At 69.7% G+C, this 17,504-nt stretch carries 11 protein-coding genes; 8 read left to right on the plus strand and 3 right to left on the minus strand.

Going from position 1 to position 17,504, the window contains the following annotated elements:
- The first annotated feature begins 12 nt into the window (after positions 1-12).
- From PSQ40_RS15355 to PSQ40_RS15380, 6 genes are all read left to right on the plus strand, one after another.
- Positions 13-816, plus strand: a complete 804-nt coding sequence (locus tag PSQ40_RS15355) for an enoyl-CoA hydratase/isomerase family protein (RefSeq protein ID WP_273952644.1) — start codon at positions 13-15, stop codon at positions 814-816.
- Positions 813-2,822, plus strand: coding sequence for an acetyl/propionyl/methylcrotonyl-CoA carboxylase subunit alpha (locus PSQ40_RS15360; RefSeq protein ID WP_273952645.1), 2,010 nt, complete (start codon positions 813-815; stop codon positions 2,820-2,822). The genes PSQ40_RS15355 and PSQ40_RS15360 overlap by 4 nt, the downstream gene beginning before the upstream one ends.
- Entirely contained in the window at positions 2,819-4,006 is a 1,188-nt protein-coding gene (locus PSQ40_RS15365; protein ID WP_273952646.1) for an acyl-CoA dehydrogenase family protein, read from the plus strand. Before PSQ40_RS15360 ends, PSQ40_RS15365 begins: the two co-directional genes overlap by 4 nt.
- A complete protein-coding gene (locus tag PSQ40_RS15370; RefSeq protein ID WP_273952648.1) occupies positions 4,003-4,488 on the plus strand; it encodes a thioesterase family protein in 486 nt (161 codons plus the stop codon). Before PSQ40_RS15365 ends, PSQ40_RS15370 begins: the two co-directional genes overlap by 4 nt.
- A gap of 51 nt (positions 4,489-4,539) precedes the next feature.
- On the plus strand, positions 4,540-5,442 hold the full coding sequence (locus PSQ40_RS15375) for a BKACE family enzyme (protein ID WP_273952651.1): 903 nt from the start codon (positions 4,540-4,542) through the stop codon (positions 5,440-5,442).
- A 113-nt stretch (positions 5,443-5,555) separates the two neighbouring features.
- Positions 5,556-6,566 (plus strand): tetratricopeptide repeat protein, encoded by a 1,011-nt coding sequence (locus PSQ40_RS15380; RefSeq protein ID WP_273952652.1) that lies wholly within the window; start codon positions 5,556-5,558, stop codon positions 6,564-6,566.
- Between the two features lie 199 nt (positions 6,567-6,765).
- Here the strand turns inward: PSQ40_RS15380 and PSQ40_RS15385 are convergent, their stop codons facing one another.
- On the minus strand, positions 6,766-7,929 hold the full coding sequence (locus PSQ40_RS15385) for an ABC transporter substrate-binding protein (RefSeq protein WP_273952653.1): 1,164 nt from the start codon (positions 7,927-7,929) through the stop codon (positions 6,766-6,768).
- Between the two features lie 120 nt (positions 7,930-8,049).
- On the opposite strand from PSQ40_RS15385, the gene PSQ40_RS15390 reads away from it, so the two are divergent.
- The gene (locus PSQ40_RS15390; RefSeq protein ID WP_273952655.1) at positions 8,050-10,440 is read left to right on the plus strand and encodes a penicillin-binding protein 1A; all 2,391 of its coding nucleotides are present in this window, start codon (positions 8,050-8,052) and stop codon (positions 10,438-10,440) included.
- A gap of 225 nt (positions 10,441-10,665) precedes the next feature.
- Positions 10,666-14,301 (plus strand): glycosyltransferase, encoded by a 3,636-nt coding sequence (locus tag PSQ40_RS15395; protein WP_273952656.1) that lies wholly within the window; start codon positions 10,666-10,668, stop codon positions 14,299-14,301.
- 98 nt (positions 14,302-14,399) lie between these two features.
- Here the strand turns inward: PSQ40_RS15395 and PSQ40_RS15400 are convergent, their stop codons facing one another.
- Both PSQ40_RS15400 and PSQ40_RS15405 read right to left on the minus strand, forming a co-directional pair.
- Positions 14,400-15,566, minus strand: coding sequence for an ABC transporter substrate-binding protein (locus PSQ40_RS15400; protein WP_273952657.1), 1,167 nt, complete (start codon positions 15,564-15,566; stop codon positions 14,400-14,402).
- 80 nt (positions 15,567-15,646) lie between these two features.
- Positions 15,647-17,503 (minus strand): AMP-dependent synthetase/ligase, encoded by a 1,857-nt coding sequence (locus PSQ40_RS15405; protein WP_273952658.1) that lies wholly within the window; start codon positions 17,501-17,503, stop codon positions 15,647-15,649.
- Between the last annotated feature and the right edge of the window lies 1 nt (position 17,504).

The following is a 17,504-nucleotide window of genomic DNA, read 5'->3' on the forward strand; positions in this document are numbered from 1 at the left end:
CGGAGCGCCACCGTGAGTGAACCCCTGTTGATCGACCGCCAGCCCCTGGGCAGCGGCCAGGCCGAGCACTGGACCCTGAACGACCCCGCCAGCCGCAACGCGCTGAGCCCCGCCCTGGCCGAGGCCTTGCAGGCCGCCTGCGCGCGGGCCCAGGGCGACCCGGCCTTGCGCGCCATCGTGTTGCAAGGGGCCGGTGGCACCTTTTGCGCCGGTGGCAGCCTGGGCGGTTTTGCACAGCAGATCGGCCAGCCGCTGGCCCCCGGTCAGGCCGACCCGCTGCAGCCCATGAACCGCGGCTTTGGCCGCCTGTTGCAAGACCTGTGCGCCTTGCCTCAAATCCTGTTGGCGGCGGTGGATGGCCCGGCCATGGGGGGCGGCCTGGGGCTGGTCTGCTGTGCCGACCTGGTGCTGGCCACGCCGCGCGCGGTATTCGCCACGCCCGAGGTGACGCTGGGCATCGTGCCGGCGCAGATCGCCCCCTTTGTGCAGCGCCGCCTGGGCGACGCGCGGGCGCGGCGCTGGTTGCTGTCGGGTCACCGTGTCGATGCGGCCCAGGCCCAGGCCGATGGCCTGGTCAACGCCGTGGCCGCCGACCTGGGCGCCGCCGTGGCCGAGCAGTTGCAGGCCTGGGCCGGCAGCGCCCCGGCGGCGGTGGCGGCCACCAAGCGCCTGTTGAACATGCCCCTGGAGCACGGCCTCGACGCCTGGCTGGACACGGCGGCCCAGGCCTTTGCCCAGTCGCTGCGCGGCCCCGAAGCCGCCGCAGGGCTGGCCGCTTTTGCCGCGCGCCGCCCGGCCCCCTGGAGCCTGCCATGAAACGCCTGTTGATCGCCAACCGCGGCGAGATCGCCCGCCGCATCCTGCGCAGCGCCCACGCGCTGGGCCTGGAGACGGTGGCGGTGTTCTCCGAACCCGACGCCGGCGCGCTGCACGTGCGCGAGGCCGGCCAGGCCTTTGCGCTGGGCGGCAGCCGCTCGGCCGACAGCTACCTGCGCATCGACCGCCTGCTGGCCGCGGCGCGTGCCACCGGCGCCGACGCGGTGCACCCGGGTTATGGCTTTCTGAGCGAGAACGCGGACTTCGCCCAGGCCGTGCTCGACGCGGGGCTGCTCTGGGTCGGCCCGCCGCCGCACGCCATCCGGGCGCTGGGCAGCAAGGCGGCGGCCAAGGCCCTGGCCCAATCCCAGGGCGTGCCCTGCCTGCCCGGCTACGCGGGCGATGAGCAAAGCCCCGAGCGCTTCGCCACCGAGGCCGCGCGCATCGGCTACCCGGTGATGGTCAAGGCCGTGGCCGGGGGCGGCGGGCGCGGCATGCGCCTGGTGACCCAGCCCGCCGAGCTGGCCGCCGCGCTGGCCACTGCCCGCTCCGAGGCGCTGGCGGGCTTTGGCTGTGGTGATCTGCTGATCGAGCGCGCGCTGCTGGCGCCGCGCCATGTCGAGGTGCAGGTGTTTGCCGACACGCAGGGTCAGTGCATCCACCTGGGCGAGCGCGACTGCTCGGTGCAGCGCCGCCACCAGAAGATCATCGAAGAAGCCCCCAGCCCGGCGGTGGACGCGGCGCTGCGCCAGCGCCTGGGCGACAGCGCGGTGGCGCTGGCCCGCGCGGCCGGCTATGTGGGGGCGGGCACGGTGGAGTTCCTGCTCGACGGCAGCGACTTCTACCTGATGGAGATGAACACCCGGCTGCAGGTCGAGCACCCGGTCACCGAGGCCTTGACCGGGCTGGACCTGGTCGAGTGGCAGCTGCGCGTGGCACGTGGCGAGCCGCTGCCGCTGCGCCAGGACCAGGTCCGCTTCGAGGGCCACGCCATCGAGCTGCGCCTGTGCGCCGAGGACGAGCATTTCCGTCCCCACACCGGGCGCCTGGGGCACTTCAGCGAGCCGCCCGGTGCGCGGCACTTCGAGCGCGCCGGTCTGGGCGGCCTGCGCTTTGACCACGCGCTGGCCACGGGCACCGAGGTCAGTCCGCACTACGACCCCTTGCTGGGCAAGCTGATCGCCCACGCCGCCACCCGCGAGGCGGCCATCGACCAGCTGCTGCAGGCGCTGGCCCAGACCGAGCTGCTGGGCCTGCCCAGCAACCGCGCCTTCTTGGCCGCCTGCCTGGCGCACCCCGAGTTCCGTGCCGGTCAGGCCCTGATCCCCTTTGTGCAGCAGCAGGGCGACACGATGCGCGCCGGCCTGTGGGCCGCCGAGCAGCAGGCGCTGGCCCAGGTCGGGCCGGCCCTGTGGTGGCTGGAGCGCGCGCCGGCGGCGCAACTGGCTTGCCCTCTGGAGCGACCGCTGCGCCTGCGCCACCGCGACCAGGTGCAAAGCTGGTCGGTGGGCGAGGCCGGGCAGGGCGCCTTGCAGGGGCGCGACCCCCAGGGCCAGCCCTTCCGGCTGGGCGTGCAAGCGCTGGCCGATGGCCGCCTGCTGCTGAGCCAGGACGGCCGCCAGTGGCCGGTGCGCGCCGTGGCCTTGGCCGGGCGACGCTGGCATGTGCAAGGGGCGGGTGTGGAGGTTTGGTTGGACGACGCCAGCTTCGAGCCGCTGCGCCGGGCGGGGGAGGGCGAGGCCGCGCGCACGCTGCGCGCGCCCTTCAATGGCCGCGTGCTGCGGGTGGACGTGGCGCCCGGGCAGGACCTGGTGGCCGGCCAGCCGCTGCTGGTGATCGAGTCCATGAAGCTCGAGCATGTGATCGCGGCCAGCGCCCCGGCCCAGCTGGTCGAGCTGCTGGTGGCGCCAGGCCAGCAGGTGGCGCCCGGCCAGGTCTTGTTGCGGTTGACGCCGCTGCCGACGGCACTGCCCGCCGTTCCCCCCTCACTGGAGCCTGCCGCATGAGCCCTGCTGTTGCGAACCCTGCGGGGGGCAACCCCGACGAACTGCGCGCCGACCGCGCCGCCCTGAGCGACCTGGTGACGCGCTTCGCGCGCGAGGAGATCGCCCCCCACGTGGGCGACTGGGACGCGGCGGGCGAGTTTCCGCGTGCGCTGTACCGGCGCGCGGGCGAGCTGGGCCTGCTCGGCCTGGGCTACCCCGAGGCCTATGGCGGCACGCCCGCCCCCTATGCGCTGCGCCTGTCGCTGTGGCAGGACCTGTGCCGCCACGGCGGCAGCGGAGGGGTGCTGGCCAGCCTGCTGTCGCACAACATCGGCCTGCCGCCGCTGCTGGCGCATGGCAGCGCGGCGCTGTGCGACGAGGTGGTGCCGCCGGTGCTGCGCGGCGAGCAGATCGCCGCGCTGGCCATCACCGAGCCCGGCGGCGGGTCGGACGTGGCGGCGCTGCGCTGCACGGCCCGGCGCGATGGCGATGACTACGTGATCGATGGCGAAAAAACCTTCATCACCTCGGGCGTGCGCGCCGACTGGCTCACCGTGGCGGTGCGCACCGGCGAGCCCGGCAGCAAGGGGGCCGGGGGCATTTCGATGCTCGTGGTGCCCGGCCACAGCGCAGGCCTGACCCGGCGCCCGCTGCAGAAAATGGGTTGGCACTGCTCGGACACCGCGCAGCTGCACTTCGACGGGGTGCGCGTGCCGGCGCGCTACCGCGTGGGCGAGGAAGGGCAGGGCTTTCGCATCATCATGGGCAACTTCAACGCCGAGCGCTTTGGCATGTCGGCCGCGGCGCTGGGTTTCAGCCAGGCCTGCTTTGACGAGGCCCTGGCCTGGGCGCGGCAGCGCCACACCTTTGGCGCCGCGCTGGTCGAGCGCCAGGTGATCCGCCACAAGCTGGTGGACATGCAGATGCGCATCCAGTCCACCGCGGCCTGGCTGGAGGCCGTGGCGGCGCGCGCCGACGCCGGAGACACCGGCGCCGACTGGGTGGCCCAGGTGTGCCTGCTGAAGAACCACAGCACCCAGACCATGCAGTTTTGCGCCGACCAGGCGGTGCAGATCCTGGGCGGCATGGGTTTCATGCGCGGCACGGTCAGCGAGCGTTTGTACCGCGAGGTCAAGGTCATGATGATCGGCGGCGGGGCCGAGGAAATCATGAAAGACCTGGCCGCCCGACAATGGGGCCTATGAGCAAAACCCACGCCCCCCTGCCCGAGGCCTTCGAGCCCGAGTTTGAAACCGGCCTGAAGAAGATCTTCGAGGAAATGATCGTCTTCAACACCGTGCTCGGTCTGAAGATCACCTCGCTCAAGCCCGACTCCGTGACCGCACGCATCGACATGAAGCGCGAGCTGATCGGCCACTTCAGCTACAACCGCCTGCACGGTGGCGTGGCCGCCGCCGGCCTGGACGCGCTGGGCGGCCTGGCGGTGATGGCCGCCATCGGTGCGCGCCACATGGACGAGTCGCCGCAAGACCGGCTGAAGCGTTTTTCCAAGCTCGGCACCATTGATCTGCGCATCGACTACCTGCGTCCCGCGATTGGCGAGTACTTCACCCTGCACGCCGAGGTGCTGCGCCTGGGCTCGCGCGTGGCCTCCACGCGCATGGAGTTCCGCGGCCCCGACGGCACCCTGATGTCCACGGGCACCGGGGCCTACATCGTTTCTTGAGGTGCGCCTGGTCCGGGCGCACTGGTTTGTTTCACCCCGAAGGAGACACCCATGAGCCCCAGCGACAAGGCCATCATCACCTGTTCGATCACCGGCGTCCTGACCGACCCGGGCCAGCATGCCGTGCCGGTCAGCCCGGCCGAGCTGGCTGCCGAGGCGCGCCGTGCCTGGGACGCCGGCGCCTCGGTGGTGCATGTGCATTTCCGTGACCAAAGCCCGGGCCGCGGCCACCTGCCGAGCTGGGACCCCGCCGTGGCCCTGGCCTGCACCGAGGCCATGCGCGAGGCCTGTCCGGGCCTGATCATCAACCAGACCACCGGCGTGGTGGGCCCCGACTACCAGGGGCCGCTGGACTGCCTGCGCGCCACCCGCCCCGAAATGGCCGCCTGCAACGCGGGCTCGCTGAATTACCTCAAGGTGCGCGCCGACGGGCGCTGGGCCTGGCCGCCGATGTTGTTCGACAACCCGCCCGCCAAGGTCAAGGACTTCATCGACGTGATGCACGAGACCGGCACCAAGCCCGAGTTCGAGTGCTTTGACGTCGGCATCGTGCGCTGCGTCGAGATGTATGTGCAAACCGGGCTTTACACCGGCCTGCCCGAGTACAACTTTGTCATGGGCGTGGCCTCGGGCATGCCCGCCGACCCCGAGCTGCTGCCGATCCTGCTCAAGCTCAAGCTGCCCGACGCACCGTGGCAGAGCACGGTGATCGGGCGCGCCGAGATCTGGCCCGTGCACCGCCGCACCGCCGAGCTGGGCGGCCACCTGCGCAGCGGCCTGGAGGACACCTTCTACCTGCCCGATGGCGAGAAGGTGCGCAGCAACGGCCCCCTGATCGAGCAACTGGCCCGCTATGCGCGCGAAGCCGGGCGCGAGGTCGCCACCCCCGATGAGGCACGGCAGTTGCTGGGCCTGGCACCGGCCGGGGCGCGGGCGGCGGCACTTGTAAATTAGTTTGTCAGGACCTTGTTTGTCGGCCTGGACCCTCCATATGGCGTTGAGAATGCGGCCTGGCATCCCTTGCGTGCGGCAAGGGGCCGGCCTGTCCTCTGAAGGAGTTCTGATCCATGTTGACTGCCCTCTCATTTTTGTCCTCCAGCCCCGGTGCCCGCCGGGGCCGCCACTGGCTGGCCGGTCTGGCCCTGGTGCTGGCGGCGTCCTTTGCCTGGGCCCTGCCCACGCCCAAAGACATTGAGCAAGCCGTCAATGCCGGCGAGTACCGCCAGGCCGAGACGATGCTGCGCGAGGTCCTCAAAGAAAAGCCCAACAGCCCCAAGGCCCACTACCAGCTGGGCGAGGTGCTGGCCCGCGAAGGCCGCAACGGCGACGCCCGCCAGGCCCTGCTCGAAGCGCAGCGCCTGGACCCCAGCCTGAAGTTCGCCTCCGATCCGCAGCGCTTCCGTCAACTGCTCGACAAGATCCCGCTGTCGGACAGCAAGTCGGCCCTGCCGGCCCCGGCTTCGGCGTCGGCCAGCCCGTCGGCGGCGCCGCTGAACTCGCCCGCGGCCCCGGCCGCCCCGGTGGCGCACAGCAGCCCGGCCAGCGCGCCGGCCTCGGGCGGTGGTTTCCCGTGGTTTTACCTGGTGATCGCGGCCGGCGTGCTGTTCGCGGTCTGGAAGATCGCCTCGCGCGTGCTGACCCCGCCGGCCCCCGCCATGGCGGGCATGGGGGCCGGGTCGGCTTCGGCCTCCATGGGTGGCAACGGTTTTGGCCGGGCCCCCACGGCGCCAGGCTACGGCCAAGCACCTTACGGCCAACCCGGCTACGGTCAGCCCGGCTATGGGGCGCCCGCCTCGTCGGGCCCCGGCATCGGTGGGGTGGTGCTCGGTGGCCTGGCCGGGGCCGCGGCTGGCTACGGTCTGGCCAAGGTGCTGGAGCACGGTGACGAGTCGCGCAGCAGCGGCCAGGCCGGCGCCGGCTCGGGCAGCGGCACGGGCCACAGCGTCAGCGACAACAGCGCTGGCTATGTCCCGATCGACAACCCGCCCGACTACGGCGCCTTTGACGCCGGCAGTGGTGCGTCGGACAGCTGGGACAGCGGTGGCGACGCCGGCGGGTCGGACGACAACAACTGGTGAGCCGCCCCCGGCTGAGCCGGGTCGGGCGCTGAGCCCGCGGGACGTCAGACCGACGCCCCGCCCCAAGCAAAAGGCCAACCCGTGGGTTGGCCTTTTGCTAGGCTGGGCCCCCCGCGGGCGGGCTCTGCCGATGTGACCTGGGGCAGGGCCCCCGGCCCCGGGTCGCTGCCGCGCTGGCGGCGACCCGGATCGGCGGCGGTCAGGGCTTCACGTAGTCCGACACCACCTTCCACTTGCCGTCCTGGATCTGGGACAGGCGGCTCAGGTCGTTGCCCAGGCGCTTTTGCGGCCCGAAGCTCGACTCCGGGCTGCCGAAGATGTCGGGCGGGGTGACCATGGTGTCCATGGCCTTGATGAAGCTGTCGGTGCTCAGGCCGGGGCCGGCCTTCTGGGCGGCGCGGGCAAAGGCGTCGATGGCCAGGTAGCCGTAGACCGAGAACACCGTCGGGTCCTCATTGAACTTGGTCTTGTACTTGTTGGCCCAGAAGCGCAGCGGTTGCGAGGCCTCGTCGAGGTAGGGGTGCTGCACCGTCATGGTCGCGTACAGCCCGTCCATGGGCTTGCCGCCGAGCTTATGGATCAGGTCGGTGTAGGCCGCGCTCGAGCCCAGGAAGGTGGGGTTGAAGCCGGTCTTGCGCGCTTCGCCGATGGCCCCGATGGTTTCGCGGATGATGGTGCCCAGCACCACGAAGTCGCAGTCGGCGGCCTTGAGCTTGGCGATCTGCGACGAGAAATCGGTGGCGCCCCGCTTGTACGAGGTTTTCTCGGCGAATTCGCGGCCCATGGACTTGAGCGCCGCCTCGCCGCCGCGCATCACCTCCAGCCCAAACTCGTCGTCCTGGTAGAGCGTGCAGATCTTCTTGGCGTTCTTTTCCTGGATCAGCTTGGGGGCGGCCAGCCGCATCTGGTCGTAGTAGGTGGCGGCAAACGAGTACTTGAGCCGGTGGAAGGGCTCGTACATCTCACGCGCCGCGGTGATGGGGTAGAAGTTGAGCACGTTCTTTTCAAACTGAACTGGCATCGCGGCCAGGTTCTGTGCCGTGCCCAGGTGCCCCACCATGGCGAAGATCTTGTCCTGGTTGACCAGCTTTTGTGCCGCCAGCACGGCCTTCTTGGGGTCGTAGCCTGAGTCCTCGATCAGCAGCTTGAGCTTGCGGCCGTGGATGCCGCCTTGCTCGTTGATTTCGTCGACCCGCAGCATCATGCCGAGCCGGTCTTGCTTGCCGAAGCCTGCCAGCGGACCGGACAGGTCCTGGATCGAGCCGATCACGATGGTGTCCTTGCTCACCCCCTGGCTTTGCGCCCAGGTGGGACCTGCCGAGAGGGCCAGCAGGGTCAGTGCGGGTATCCAACATCTCTTCATGGGGGTCTCCTTTTTTTGGAGACTTCGTTATACGGGGGGGGCGCCAGGGGTCACACCGGCACTTTCCCTAGGGTGGGCGCAGATGCCGATAATGGCGGCTTTGCCCGCCCACCTTCGCGCATGCGTTTTCCTTCCTTTGCCTCTTTCAAGCTGGCCGACCTGCGGGTCTGGCTGAGGGCCCACTGGCGGGGCGTGCTGCTCAGCCTGGCGGCGCTGGGGGCCGCGCTCACGGTGCTCACGGTGGTCGCCGGGGTGCTGATCTACCCGCACCTGCCCGACACCTCGGCGCTGGCCAATTACCAGCCCAAGCAGCCGCTGCGCGTCTACACCGCCGACGGTGTGGAGATCGGCGGCTTTGGCAGCGAACGCCGGGTCTACCAGCGCATCGATCAGATTCCCCAGCTCATGAAGGACAGCCTGCTGGCGGTCGAGGACGCGCGCTTTTACAGCCACCACGGCATCGACCCGATTGGCATCGTGCGCGCGCTCGGCTCGATCTTCAGCGGCGGGCGTTTGCAGGGCGCGTCCACCATCACCCAGCAGGTGGCCCGCACCTTCTTTCTGAACCGCTCGCGCAGCCTGGAGCGCAAGTTCAAGGAAGCCCTGCTGTCGCTGAAGATCGAATCCCAGCTCAGCAAGGACCAGGTGCTGGAGCTGTACATGAACCAGATCTACCTGGGCTCGCGGGCCTATGGTTTTGAGGCCGCGGCGCAGACTTACTTTGGCAAGACGCTGTCGGCGCTGACGCCCGCTGAGTGCGCGATGCTGGCCGGCCTGCCGCAGAACCCGTACTTTGTGAACCCGATCCGCAACTTCGAGCGTGCGCGGGCACGCCAGTTGGTGGCGCTGTCGCGCATGCGCTCGCAGGGCGTGATCGATGAAGCCCAGTACCAGGCGGCCAAGGCCCAGAAGCTCAACATCCGGCGCCTCAACGAGGTCGATGTGCACGCCGAGTACGTGGCCGAGATGGCCCGCCAGCAGGTCTACGCGCAGTACGGCGAGCTGAGCTACACCACCGGCCTGCGGGTCACCACCACGCTGCGTGCCGCCGACCAGGAGGCCGCCTACAAGGCGCTGCGCCGCACCTTGATCGAGCGCGAGTTGCGCCAGCCGTGGCGCGGCCCCGAAGGCGAGGAAAAGCTGGCCCCCGGCCTCGGCGACGACGATCCCGCCGTGGCCCAGGCCCTGTCCGACTTCGACGACGACGAGGAGCTGCGGGTGGCCATCGTGACCCAGGCGTCGCCCAAGGCCGTGACCGTGGTGCTGGCCTCTGGGGAGGTGCTGCACCTCGACGGCGCGGCCCTGCGCCAGATCCAGCCGGGCCTGGCCGCCAACGCCTCGAGCAAGCTGCGGGTGCGCCGTGGCGCGGTGCTGCGCGCGCTGCAGCAGGGCAAGAACTGGGTGCTGACCCAGTGGCCCGAGGCCGAAGGCGCGCTGGTCTCGCTCGACCCGCACAACGGCGAGGTGCGCGCGCTGGTGGGGGGCTTTGATTTCCACCGCAACCAGTTCAACCACGTCACCCAGGGCTGGCGACAGCCGGGGTCGAGCTACAAGCCCTTCATCTATTCAGGGGCGATCGAGCACGGCGTGCAGCCCGAGACCGTGATCAACGACGCGCCGCTGACCAACGCCGGCGACTGGGACCCGCAGAACGACGACGGCAGTACCGACGGCCCGATCAGCCTGCGCACCGCGCTGGCGCGCTCCAAGAACCTGGTGTCGATCCGCCTGTTGCAGCTGTTGGGCCCGAACGCGGCGCGCGAATGGACCAGCCGCTTCGGCTTCGACCCCGAGCGCCAGCCCGACAACCTGACCCAGGCCCTGGGCAGCGGCAGCACCAACCCGCTGCAGCTGGCCGCCGCCTACGCGGTGCTGGCCAATGGCGGCTACCCGGTCAAGCCGCAGTGGATCCGCCGCATCACCGACGCGCAGGGCCAGACCGTGTTCGAGGCGCCCGAGCAGGCGGTGACCGAGGCCGAGCGCGTGGTGCCGGCGCGCAACACCTTCATGGTCGCCAGTTTGTTGCAGGATGTGACCCGCGTCGGCACCGCCGCGCGCGCGCAGGCGGCGCTCAAGCGCCCCGACCTGTACGGCAAGACCGGCACCACCAACGACGTGGTGGACGCCTGGTTCGCGGGCTTCCAGCCCAGCCTGGTGGCGGTGGTCTGGGTCGGGCACGACACTCCCAAGAGCCTGGGCAGCCGGTCTTCGGGCTCGGCCCTGGCCCTGCCGGCCTGGATCGACTACATGAGCACCGCGCTGCGCAACGTGCCCGTGCAGGAACTGGCGGCGCCCGAGGGCGTGGTGCGTGTGGACGGCGACTGGCGCTATGCCGAGTGGGCCGACGGCAGCTTCATCCGATCGCTGGGGCTGGACGGGCAGGTTATCAGCCCGGCCTTGGCCCTGCACCCGGCCATCCCGGTGGTGGGCCCCGGGCCGGTGGTGCCGGTCGAGGTGCCCGCGCCCGCGGTTCCCGAGGTGGCGCCGGGCGCCAAAGCCGCCCAGCGGTGACGCGGCGCCGGCCCCGGCGCGGCGTCGCTTCGTTCTGTCCAACGCCTTACAATTCCCCGGCCCGGTTTGCCCAGGCCGACGGTGCCTGTGCCAGGCGGTTCTTCCCAGTCCGCGCTCTTCGGCATCGGCATCGTCCCATTTGATGTTGAAGGGTTCTCTGTCTTGTCGACCACGGAAAACAAAAATTCGCCCACAGCGGCCGCTCCCACGCACCGAATCCTGCTCGTGACCCACGCCCTCGGCGGCGGGGTGGAGCGCCACATCGCCGACCTGCAGGCCCTGCTGGGCCACGCCGTCGAGGTCGATGTGCTGCGCCCCGCAGGCCTGGGCCTGGTGAAGCTGAGCCTGGCCGGTCAGACCGAACGCGTGCTGGCTTCGGTGTCCTGGCCGCGCCTGGCGGAGGCCCTGCGCAGCCGTGGTTACAGCCGCCTGCAGGTGCACCAGATCGACGGTTTTGCCCCGGGCGTGCTGGACTTGCCCGCCGCGCTGGGCACCCCTTACGACGTCACCCTGCACGACTACCTGGCGTTCTGCCCGCAGTACAACCTGTCCACGCCCGAGGGCGGTTATTGCGGTGAGCCCGATGCGGCCGGCTGCCAGCGCTGTGTGCAGGCCCGCCCACACGCCTGGGGGTGGACCATTGCGCAGTGGCGTGAGCGCCTGCAGGCCTTTTTGCAAGGTGCCGAGCGCGTGCTGGCACCGTCCGAGTTCGTGGCCCAGCGCGTCAGCGCGCATTTCCCGGACCTGAGCATCACCCGCTTGCCGCACCCGCCGCGCGCCGACTGGCTCGAGGCCCCGCAGGCCCGCCTCAAGGTGGCGGTGCTGGGTGGCCTGTCGCGCATCAAGGGGCTGGAGGTGCTGCGCGCCGCGGCTGAGGCGGCGCAGGCGCGTGGCCTGCCACTGTCCTTCAGCCTGCTGGGCAGTGCCGAGAACCCGCTGGCCGATTGGCCGGCGTTGCCCGTGCAGGTACGTGGCAGCTACAACGACCCCGACCTGCCCGCGCTGCTGGCGCTGGAGCGGGCCGATGTGATCTGGTACCCGGGTCCTTACCCCGAAACCCATTGCTACACGCTGGACGTGGCGCTGGCCTCGGGCCTGCCCATCGTGGCCAGCGCGCGTGGCGCCCTGATCGAACGCCTGCAAGACCACCCCGGCGCCGTGCTGTTGGACGCGGACACCGCCACCGACGGCTGGTTGCAGGCCCTGCTGCGCGTGGGCGGGGCCTCGCCCCTGGCCAGCCCGGCCGCGCTGACCGCGGCCTGGCCCGACCCGGCGTCGCAGGCGCAGCGCCGCCAGGCGTACGCCGACACCCTGCTGGCGCCCTTGCAGGGCCTGGCCGTGCCGGCCCGTGGCAACGAGGTGGTGGCGCTGGCCGCCGTGCAGGCCACCCAGCCGCCGGTGCCCGACCTCACCCTGCAGGCGCTGTATGACTTTGGGGTGGGCAGTGGCCACCGCCAGGCGCGCGAGGTGCTGCGTCAGCGCCTGGTCGAAGTCGACCGCGACGTGGCGCTGTTGAAGCAGCACAGCGAGCAGGCCGGCATCCACTGGAGCGACATCCTGGACACCGCGGCCAGCGTGCAGGCCGACCTGCGCGGTCGCCTCGAGGCGTCGCGCCACGAACTCAAGCTGCAAAACGCCGCCTTCGAGGCCAGCCAGCAGGACCTGCGCCGCAGCCAGGCACGCATCGAAGAGCTGGAGCAAAGCACCTCCTGGCGGGTCACTGCACCGCTGCGCCGTGTCAGTGCCCTGGCCCAGTCCGCGCGCCAGCGCTTGGGCACGGCGCGCCGCCACCTGCGCCGCGGCATCGAACGTGCCCCCATGCTGTTGACGCTGCTGCGCAACGAGGGCCCGCGCGCCGTGGTGCGCCGCATCCGCGACAAGCTCCATGCGCCGGCCTACCAGCCGCCCCAACGCCCAATGCCCGAGATGCGCGAGATCGGTTCGCTGGCCCTGGCCACCTGCCCCGAGTCGCGCCGCCCGCGCTACTCGATCGTGATCCCGGTCTACGAGCAGCACCTCTACACCTTCAACTGCCTCAAGAGCCTGGGCGAGCACACCAACCTGTCGGATGTCGAGGTGATCGTGGTCGACGACGCCTCACCGAACCCGGTGTCGGGCGCGCTGACCGACATCCAGGGCGTGCGCTTTGTGCGCAACCCGCAGAACCTGGGCTTCATCGGCAGCTGCCACCATGGCGCCGACATCGCCCGCGGTGAGATGCTGGTCATGCTCAACAACGACACCCAGGTCACCGCCGGTTGGCTGGAGGCCCTGCAGTCGGTGTTTGACCTGCGCCCCGACGCGGGCCTGGTGGGCGCGCGCCTGATCTACCCCAACGGCACGCTGCAAGAGGCCGGTGGCATCGTCTGGCAAGACGGCTCGGCCTGGAACTGGGGCCGTGGCGACGACCCGGACCGCCCGATCTACACCTACCTGCGCGAGGCCGATTACTGCTCCGGCGCCTGCCTGCTGATCCGCCGCAGCGACTGGGATGCGCTCGAAGGGTTCGACCGCGCCTACACCCCGGCCTACTACGAAGACACCGACCTGGCCTTCCGCATCCGCGCGGCTGGCAAGCGCGTCTACTACCAACCGCAGGCCACCATCGTGCACTACGAGGGCATCAGCTCGGGCACCGATGAGACCCAGGGCATGAAGCGCCACCAGGTGATCAACCGCGAGGTGTTCCTCAAGCGCTGGTTGCCGGTGCTCAAGACCCACCGCCTCAACGGTGTCGAGCCGCTGCGCGAAGTCGACCGCCCGGCACGCGCCCGCGTGCTGATCGTCGAGGCCTGCATGATCACGCCCGACCAGGACTCGGGCTCGGTGCGCATGCTGGCCATGCTGGAGCTGCTGATCGAGCAGGGCTGCAAGGTCAGCTTTGTGGCCGACAACCTGGAGTGCCGCCAGCCCTATGTGGCGCAGCTGCAGCGCATCGGGGTCGAGGTCTGGTTCAGCCCCTACATCCAGTCGGTGGCGCAACTGCTGGAAGAGCGCGGTGCCCTGTACGACACCATCATGTTCTGCCGCCACTACATCGCGGCGCCTTACATGGCGCGCATCCGCGAGTGGGCGCCGCAGGCCACCATCGTGTTCGACACCGTCGACCTGCACTACCTGCGCGAGCAACGCCTGGCCGAACTCGAGAACTCGCCCAGCCTGCTGGCCACCTCGCAGAAGACGCGCGAGCAAGAGCTGGGCGTGATCCGCCAGTGCGACATCACCGTCGTCACCAGCCCGGTCGAGGTCGAGGTACTGGCCACCGAAACCCCGGGGGCCCAGGTGCATGTGGTGTCCAACATCCACGAGGTGCGCCCGGGCGGCCCGGGCTATGCCGAGCGCGAAGGCCTGCTGTTCATTGGCGGCTTCCGCCACCCGCCCAACATCGACGCGGTCGAATGGTTTGTCGGCGAGGTCTGGCCCCTGGTGCGGCCGCGCCTGCCCGGGGTGACCTTCACCGTGGTGGGCAGCCACATGCCGCCCTCGATCAAGGCCCTCGAAGGCGACGGCGTGATCGTGCAGGGTTACGTCGAGGACGTGGACCCGCTGATCGACAGCGCCCGCATCTCGCTGGCCCCGCTGCGCTACGGCGCCGGGGTCAAGGGCAAGATCAACCAGGCCATGGCCTATGGCCTGCCCGTGGTGGCCACCGTGGTGGCGGCCGAGGGCATGAGCCTGCAGGCCGGGGTCGACCTGCTGGTGGCCGACACGCCGCAGGCCTTTGCCGACGAGGTCGTGCGCTTGTACCAGGACGAACCGCTCTGGAACAGCCTGGCCGACCACGGCCGCGCCAACATCGAGCAGTACTTCTCGCGTGCCACCGCGGCCAAGGCCCTGGCGGGACTGATCGCGGCGCGCTGATCGCCGATCCCTCCACCCAAAGCCAAGGCGCCCCTCGGGGCGCCTTTTTCATGGGGCCACGGACGCGGGCCTCGCCCGCTGTGGCCGGGGGCCGCCGCTCAGCGGAAGTAGCCCGACACCACCTTCCACTTGCCGTCCTGCAGCTGCGACAGGCGTGACGAATCATTGCCCAGTCGCTTGGTGGCGGTGTAGCTCAGCTCGGGGCTGCCGAAGATGTCGGTGGGCACGGTCAGGCTGTCCATGGCCTTCACAAAGCTGTCAGTGCTCAGGTTGGGGCCGGCCTTCTGCGCACCGCGGATGAACAGGTCCATCAGGGTGTAGCCGTAGGCCGAGAACACCGCCGGGTCTTCGTTGAACTTGGTGCGGTACTTGGTGGCCCAGAAGCGGATCGGTTGCGCGGCCTCGTCGAGGTAGGGGTTCTGCACCGTCATGGTGGCGTACAGGCCGTCCATGGCCTTGCCACCGAGTTTGTGGATCAGGTCGGTGTAGGCCGCCACCGAGCCCAGGAAGGTGGGGTTGAAGCCGGTTTTGCGCGCCTCGGCGATGGTGCCGATGGTCTCGCGGATGATGGTGCCCAGCACCACCATGTCGCAGTTGGCGGCTTTCATGCGCGCCACCTGGGACGAGAAGTCGGTGGCGCCGCGCTTGAACGAGGTTTTCTCGGCCAGCTCGGTGCCCATGCTCTTGACCCCGGCCTCGGCGCCCCGCAGCACCTCGAGGCCGAACTCGTCGTCCTGGTAGATGGCACAGATCTTCTTGGCCCCTTTCTCTTGCGCCAGGCGCGGCACGGCGATGCGCATCTGGTCGTAGTAGGCGCTGAGGAAGGCGTACTTGAGCTTGTGCGTGGGCTCGTACATTTCGCGCGCGGCGGTCAGCGGCATGAAATTGACCACGTTCTTGTCAAACTGCACCGGCATCGCGGCGTTGTTCTGGGCGGTGCCGATGTGGCCTGCCATGAGGAAGATCTTCTCCTGGTTGACCAGCTTTTGCGCGGCCAGCACGGCCTTCTTGGGGTCGTAGCCCGAGTCCTCGACCAGCAGGCGCAGCTTGCGGCCGTGGATGCCGCCCTGCTCATTGATCTCTTCGACGCGCAGCTGCATGCCGTTGCGGGCCTGCTTGCCGTAGCCGGCCAGCGGGCCGGACAGGTCCTGGATGCTGCCCAGCAAGATCTCGTCTTTGCTGACCCCCTGGCTTTGGGCCAGGGCGCTGCCAGCCAGCAGGCTGAGACTCAGGGCGAGGGCGGTGTGGGTCGCAGTGGGGCGCATGGAAGGTCTCCGAAAGGCGTGGGGTGGGTGAACTCGGGGGGCTTGGGCGGGGTCTGGGCGTGCTGGCAGCCGGTGACGGGTCAGCGGTACATGGCTTCGATCTGGGCCGCGTACTTCTTCTCGACCAGCTTGCGCTTGAGCTTCATGGTGGGCGTCAACTCCTCGTCCTCGGCGCTGAGCTGGGTGTCGAGCAGGAAGAACTTCTTGATCTGTTCGACCCGCGCGAACTGCGTGTTGACCTGGTCGAGCACGCCCTGGATCAGCGCCTGCACCTCGGGCGCCCGGGTCAGACTGGCGTAGTTGCTGAAGGGCACGTCGTGGTCCTGGGCGTACTTCTCGACGTTCTCCTGGTCGATCATGATGATCACGGTCAGGTAGGGGCGCCGGTCGCCAATCACCACCGCGTCGGTGATGAAGGGCGAGAACTTGAGCTCGTTCTCCAGCTCGCTGGGCGTGATGTTCTTGCCGCCCGCGGTGATGATGATGTCCTTCATGCGGTCGGTGATGCGCAGGTAACCGTCGTCCTCCATGACGCCCACGTCGCCGGTGTGCAGCCAGCCGTCGGGGGTGATGGTCTCGGCGGTTTTCTCGGGCTGGTTCAGGTAGCCCTTGAAGACGTTCGGGCCGCGCACCAGGATCTCGCCGGTGGCCGGGTCGATGCGCACCTCGTTGTAGCTGGCCGCAGGTCCGATCGACCCCGGCTTGATGCGGCTGGCCGGCACGCCGGTGGCGGCGCCACAGGTTTCAGTCATGCCCCAGACCTCGAGCATGGGCACACCGAGCGCCAAGTACCACTTGACCAGCTCGGGCGAGATGGGCGCGGCGCCCGTGACCAGAAAACGCGCGCGGTGGATGCCAATCATCTTGCGCACGTTGTTCAGGGCCAGCCAGCGCGCCAGGGTGAACTGCGCCTTCAAGGAGGTGCTCACCGCCTGGCCCGCCAGCACGCGGTCGGCGATCTGCCGGCCAACGCCAATGGCCCAGCCGTAGACCGCCTGCTGCAGGGCGCTGGACTCCTTGAGCGCGATCATCACGCCGGAGTAAAACTTCTCCCACACCCGGGGCACGGCGGTGAACACCGTGGGCGCGATCTCGCGCACGTTCTCGGGCACGGTCTCGGGGTTCTCGACGAAGTTGAGCTTGGAGCCGGTGTAGAGCGAAAAGTACTCCCCCCCCATGCGTTCGGCAATGTGGCACAGCGGCAGGAAGCACATCGCTTCGTCGTGCTCGTCGCGGGCGATCAGGGTGTTGTAGCCGCGCACGGTGTAGACCAGGCCGGCATGGGTGTGCATGGCGCCCTTGGGCTTGCCGGTGGTGCCCGAGGTGTAGACCAGGATGGCCAGGTCTTCAGGGCGGCAGGCCTCGACGCGGCGCATCAGTTCGTCGGGGTGGGCCGCGTTGTAGTCGCGCCCCCGTGCGCGCAGGGCGTCGAGGCTGATCACGCCGGGGTCGCGCAGTTCACGCAGGCCGTCCATGTCGAACACCACGATCTGGCGCAGGCCGGGCAGCTGGTCGCGCACTTCGAGGGCCTTGTCGAGCTGCTCGTCGTCCTCGACAAACAGCACCGAGGTGCGCGAGTCTTCGCACAGGTAATGCACTTGGCTGGCCGCGTCGGTCGGGTAGATGCCGTTGGAGACACCGCCGCAGCTCAGCACCGCGAGGTCGGCCAGCACCCACTCGATCACCGTGTTGGCGAGGATCGACGAGGTGTCGCCCGGCGCGAAGCCCAGGCTCATCAGCCCGCCCGCGATCTCGCGCACCGCGTCGGCGCTTTGCTGCCAGGTCCAGCTGCGCCAGATGCCCAGTTCCTTTTGCCGCATCCAGACCTGGGGGGCGCGCGCCTGGGCCGCGTTCCAGAACAGGGCGCTGATGGTCTCGCCAGGCATCACGATCTCGGTTCGGGGCTGGATGTGCCCCAGGTTCCAGAGTTGGGTCATG

The organism is Curvibacter cyanobacteriorum (assembly GCF_028649475.1).
Taxonomy (GTDB): Bacteria; Pseudomonadota; Gammaproteobacteria; order Burkholderiales; family Burkholderiaceae_C; genus Curvibacter; species Curvibacter cyanobacteriorum.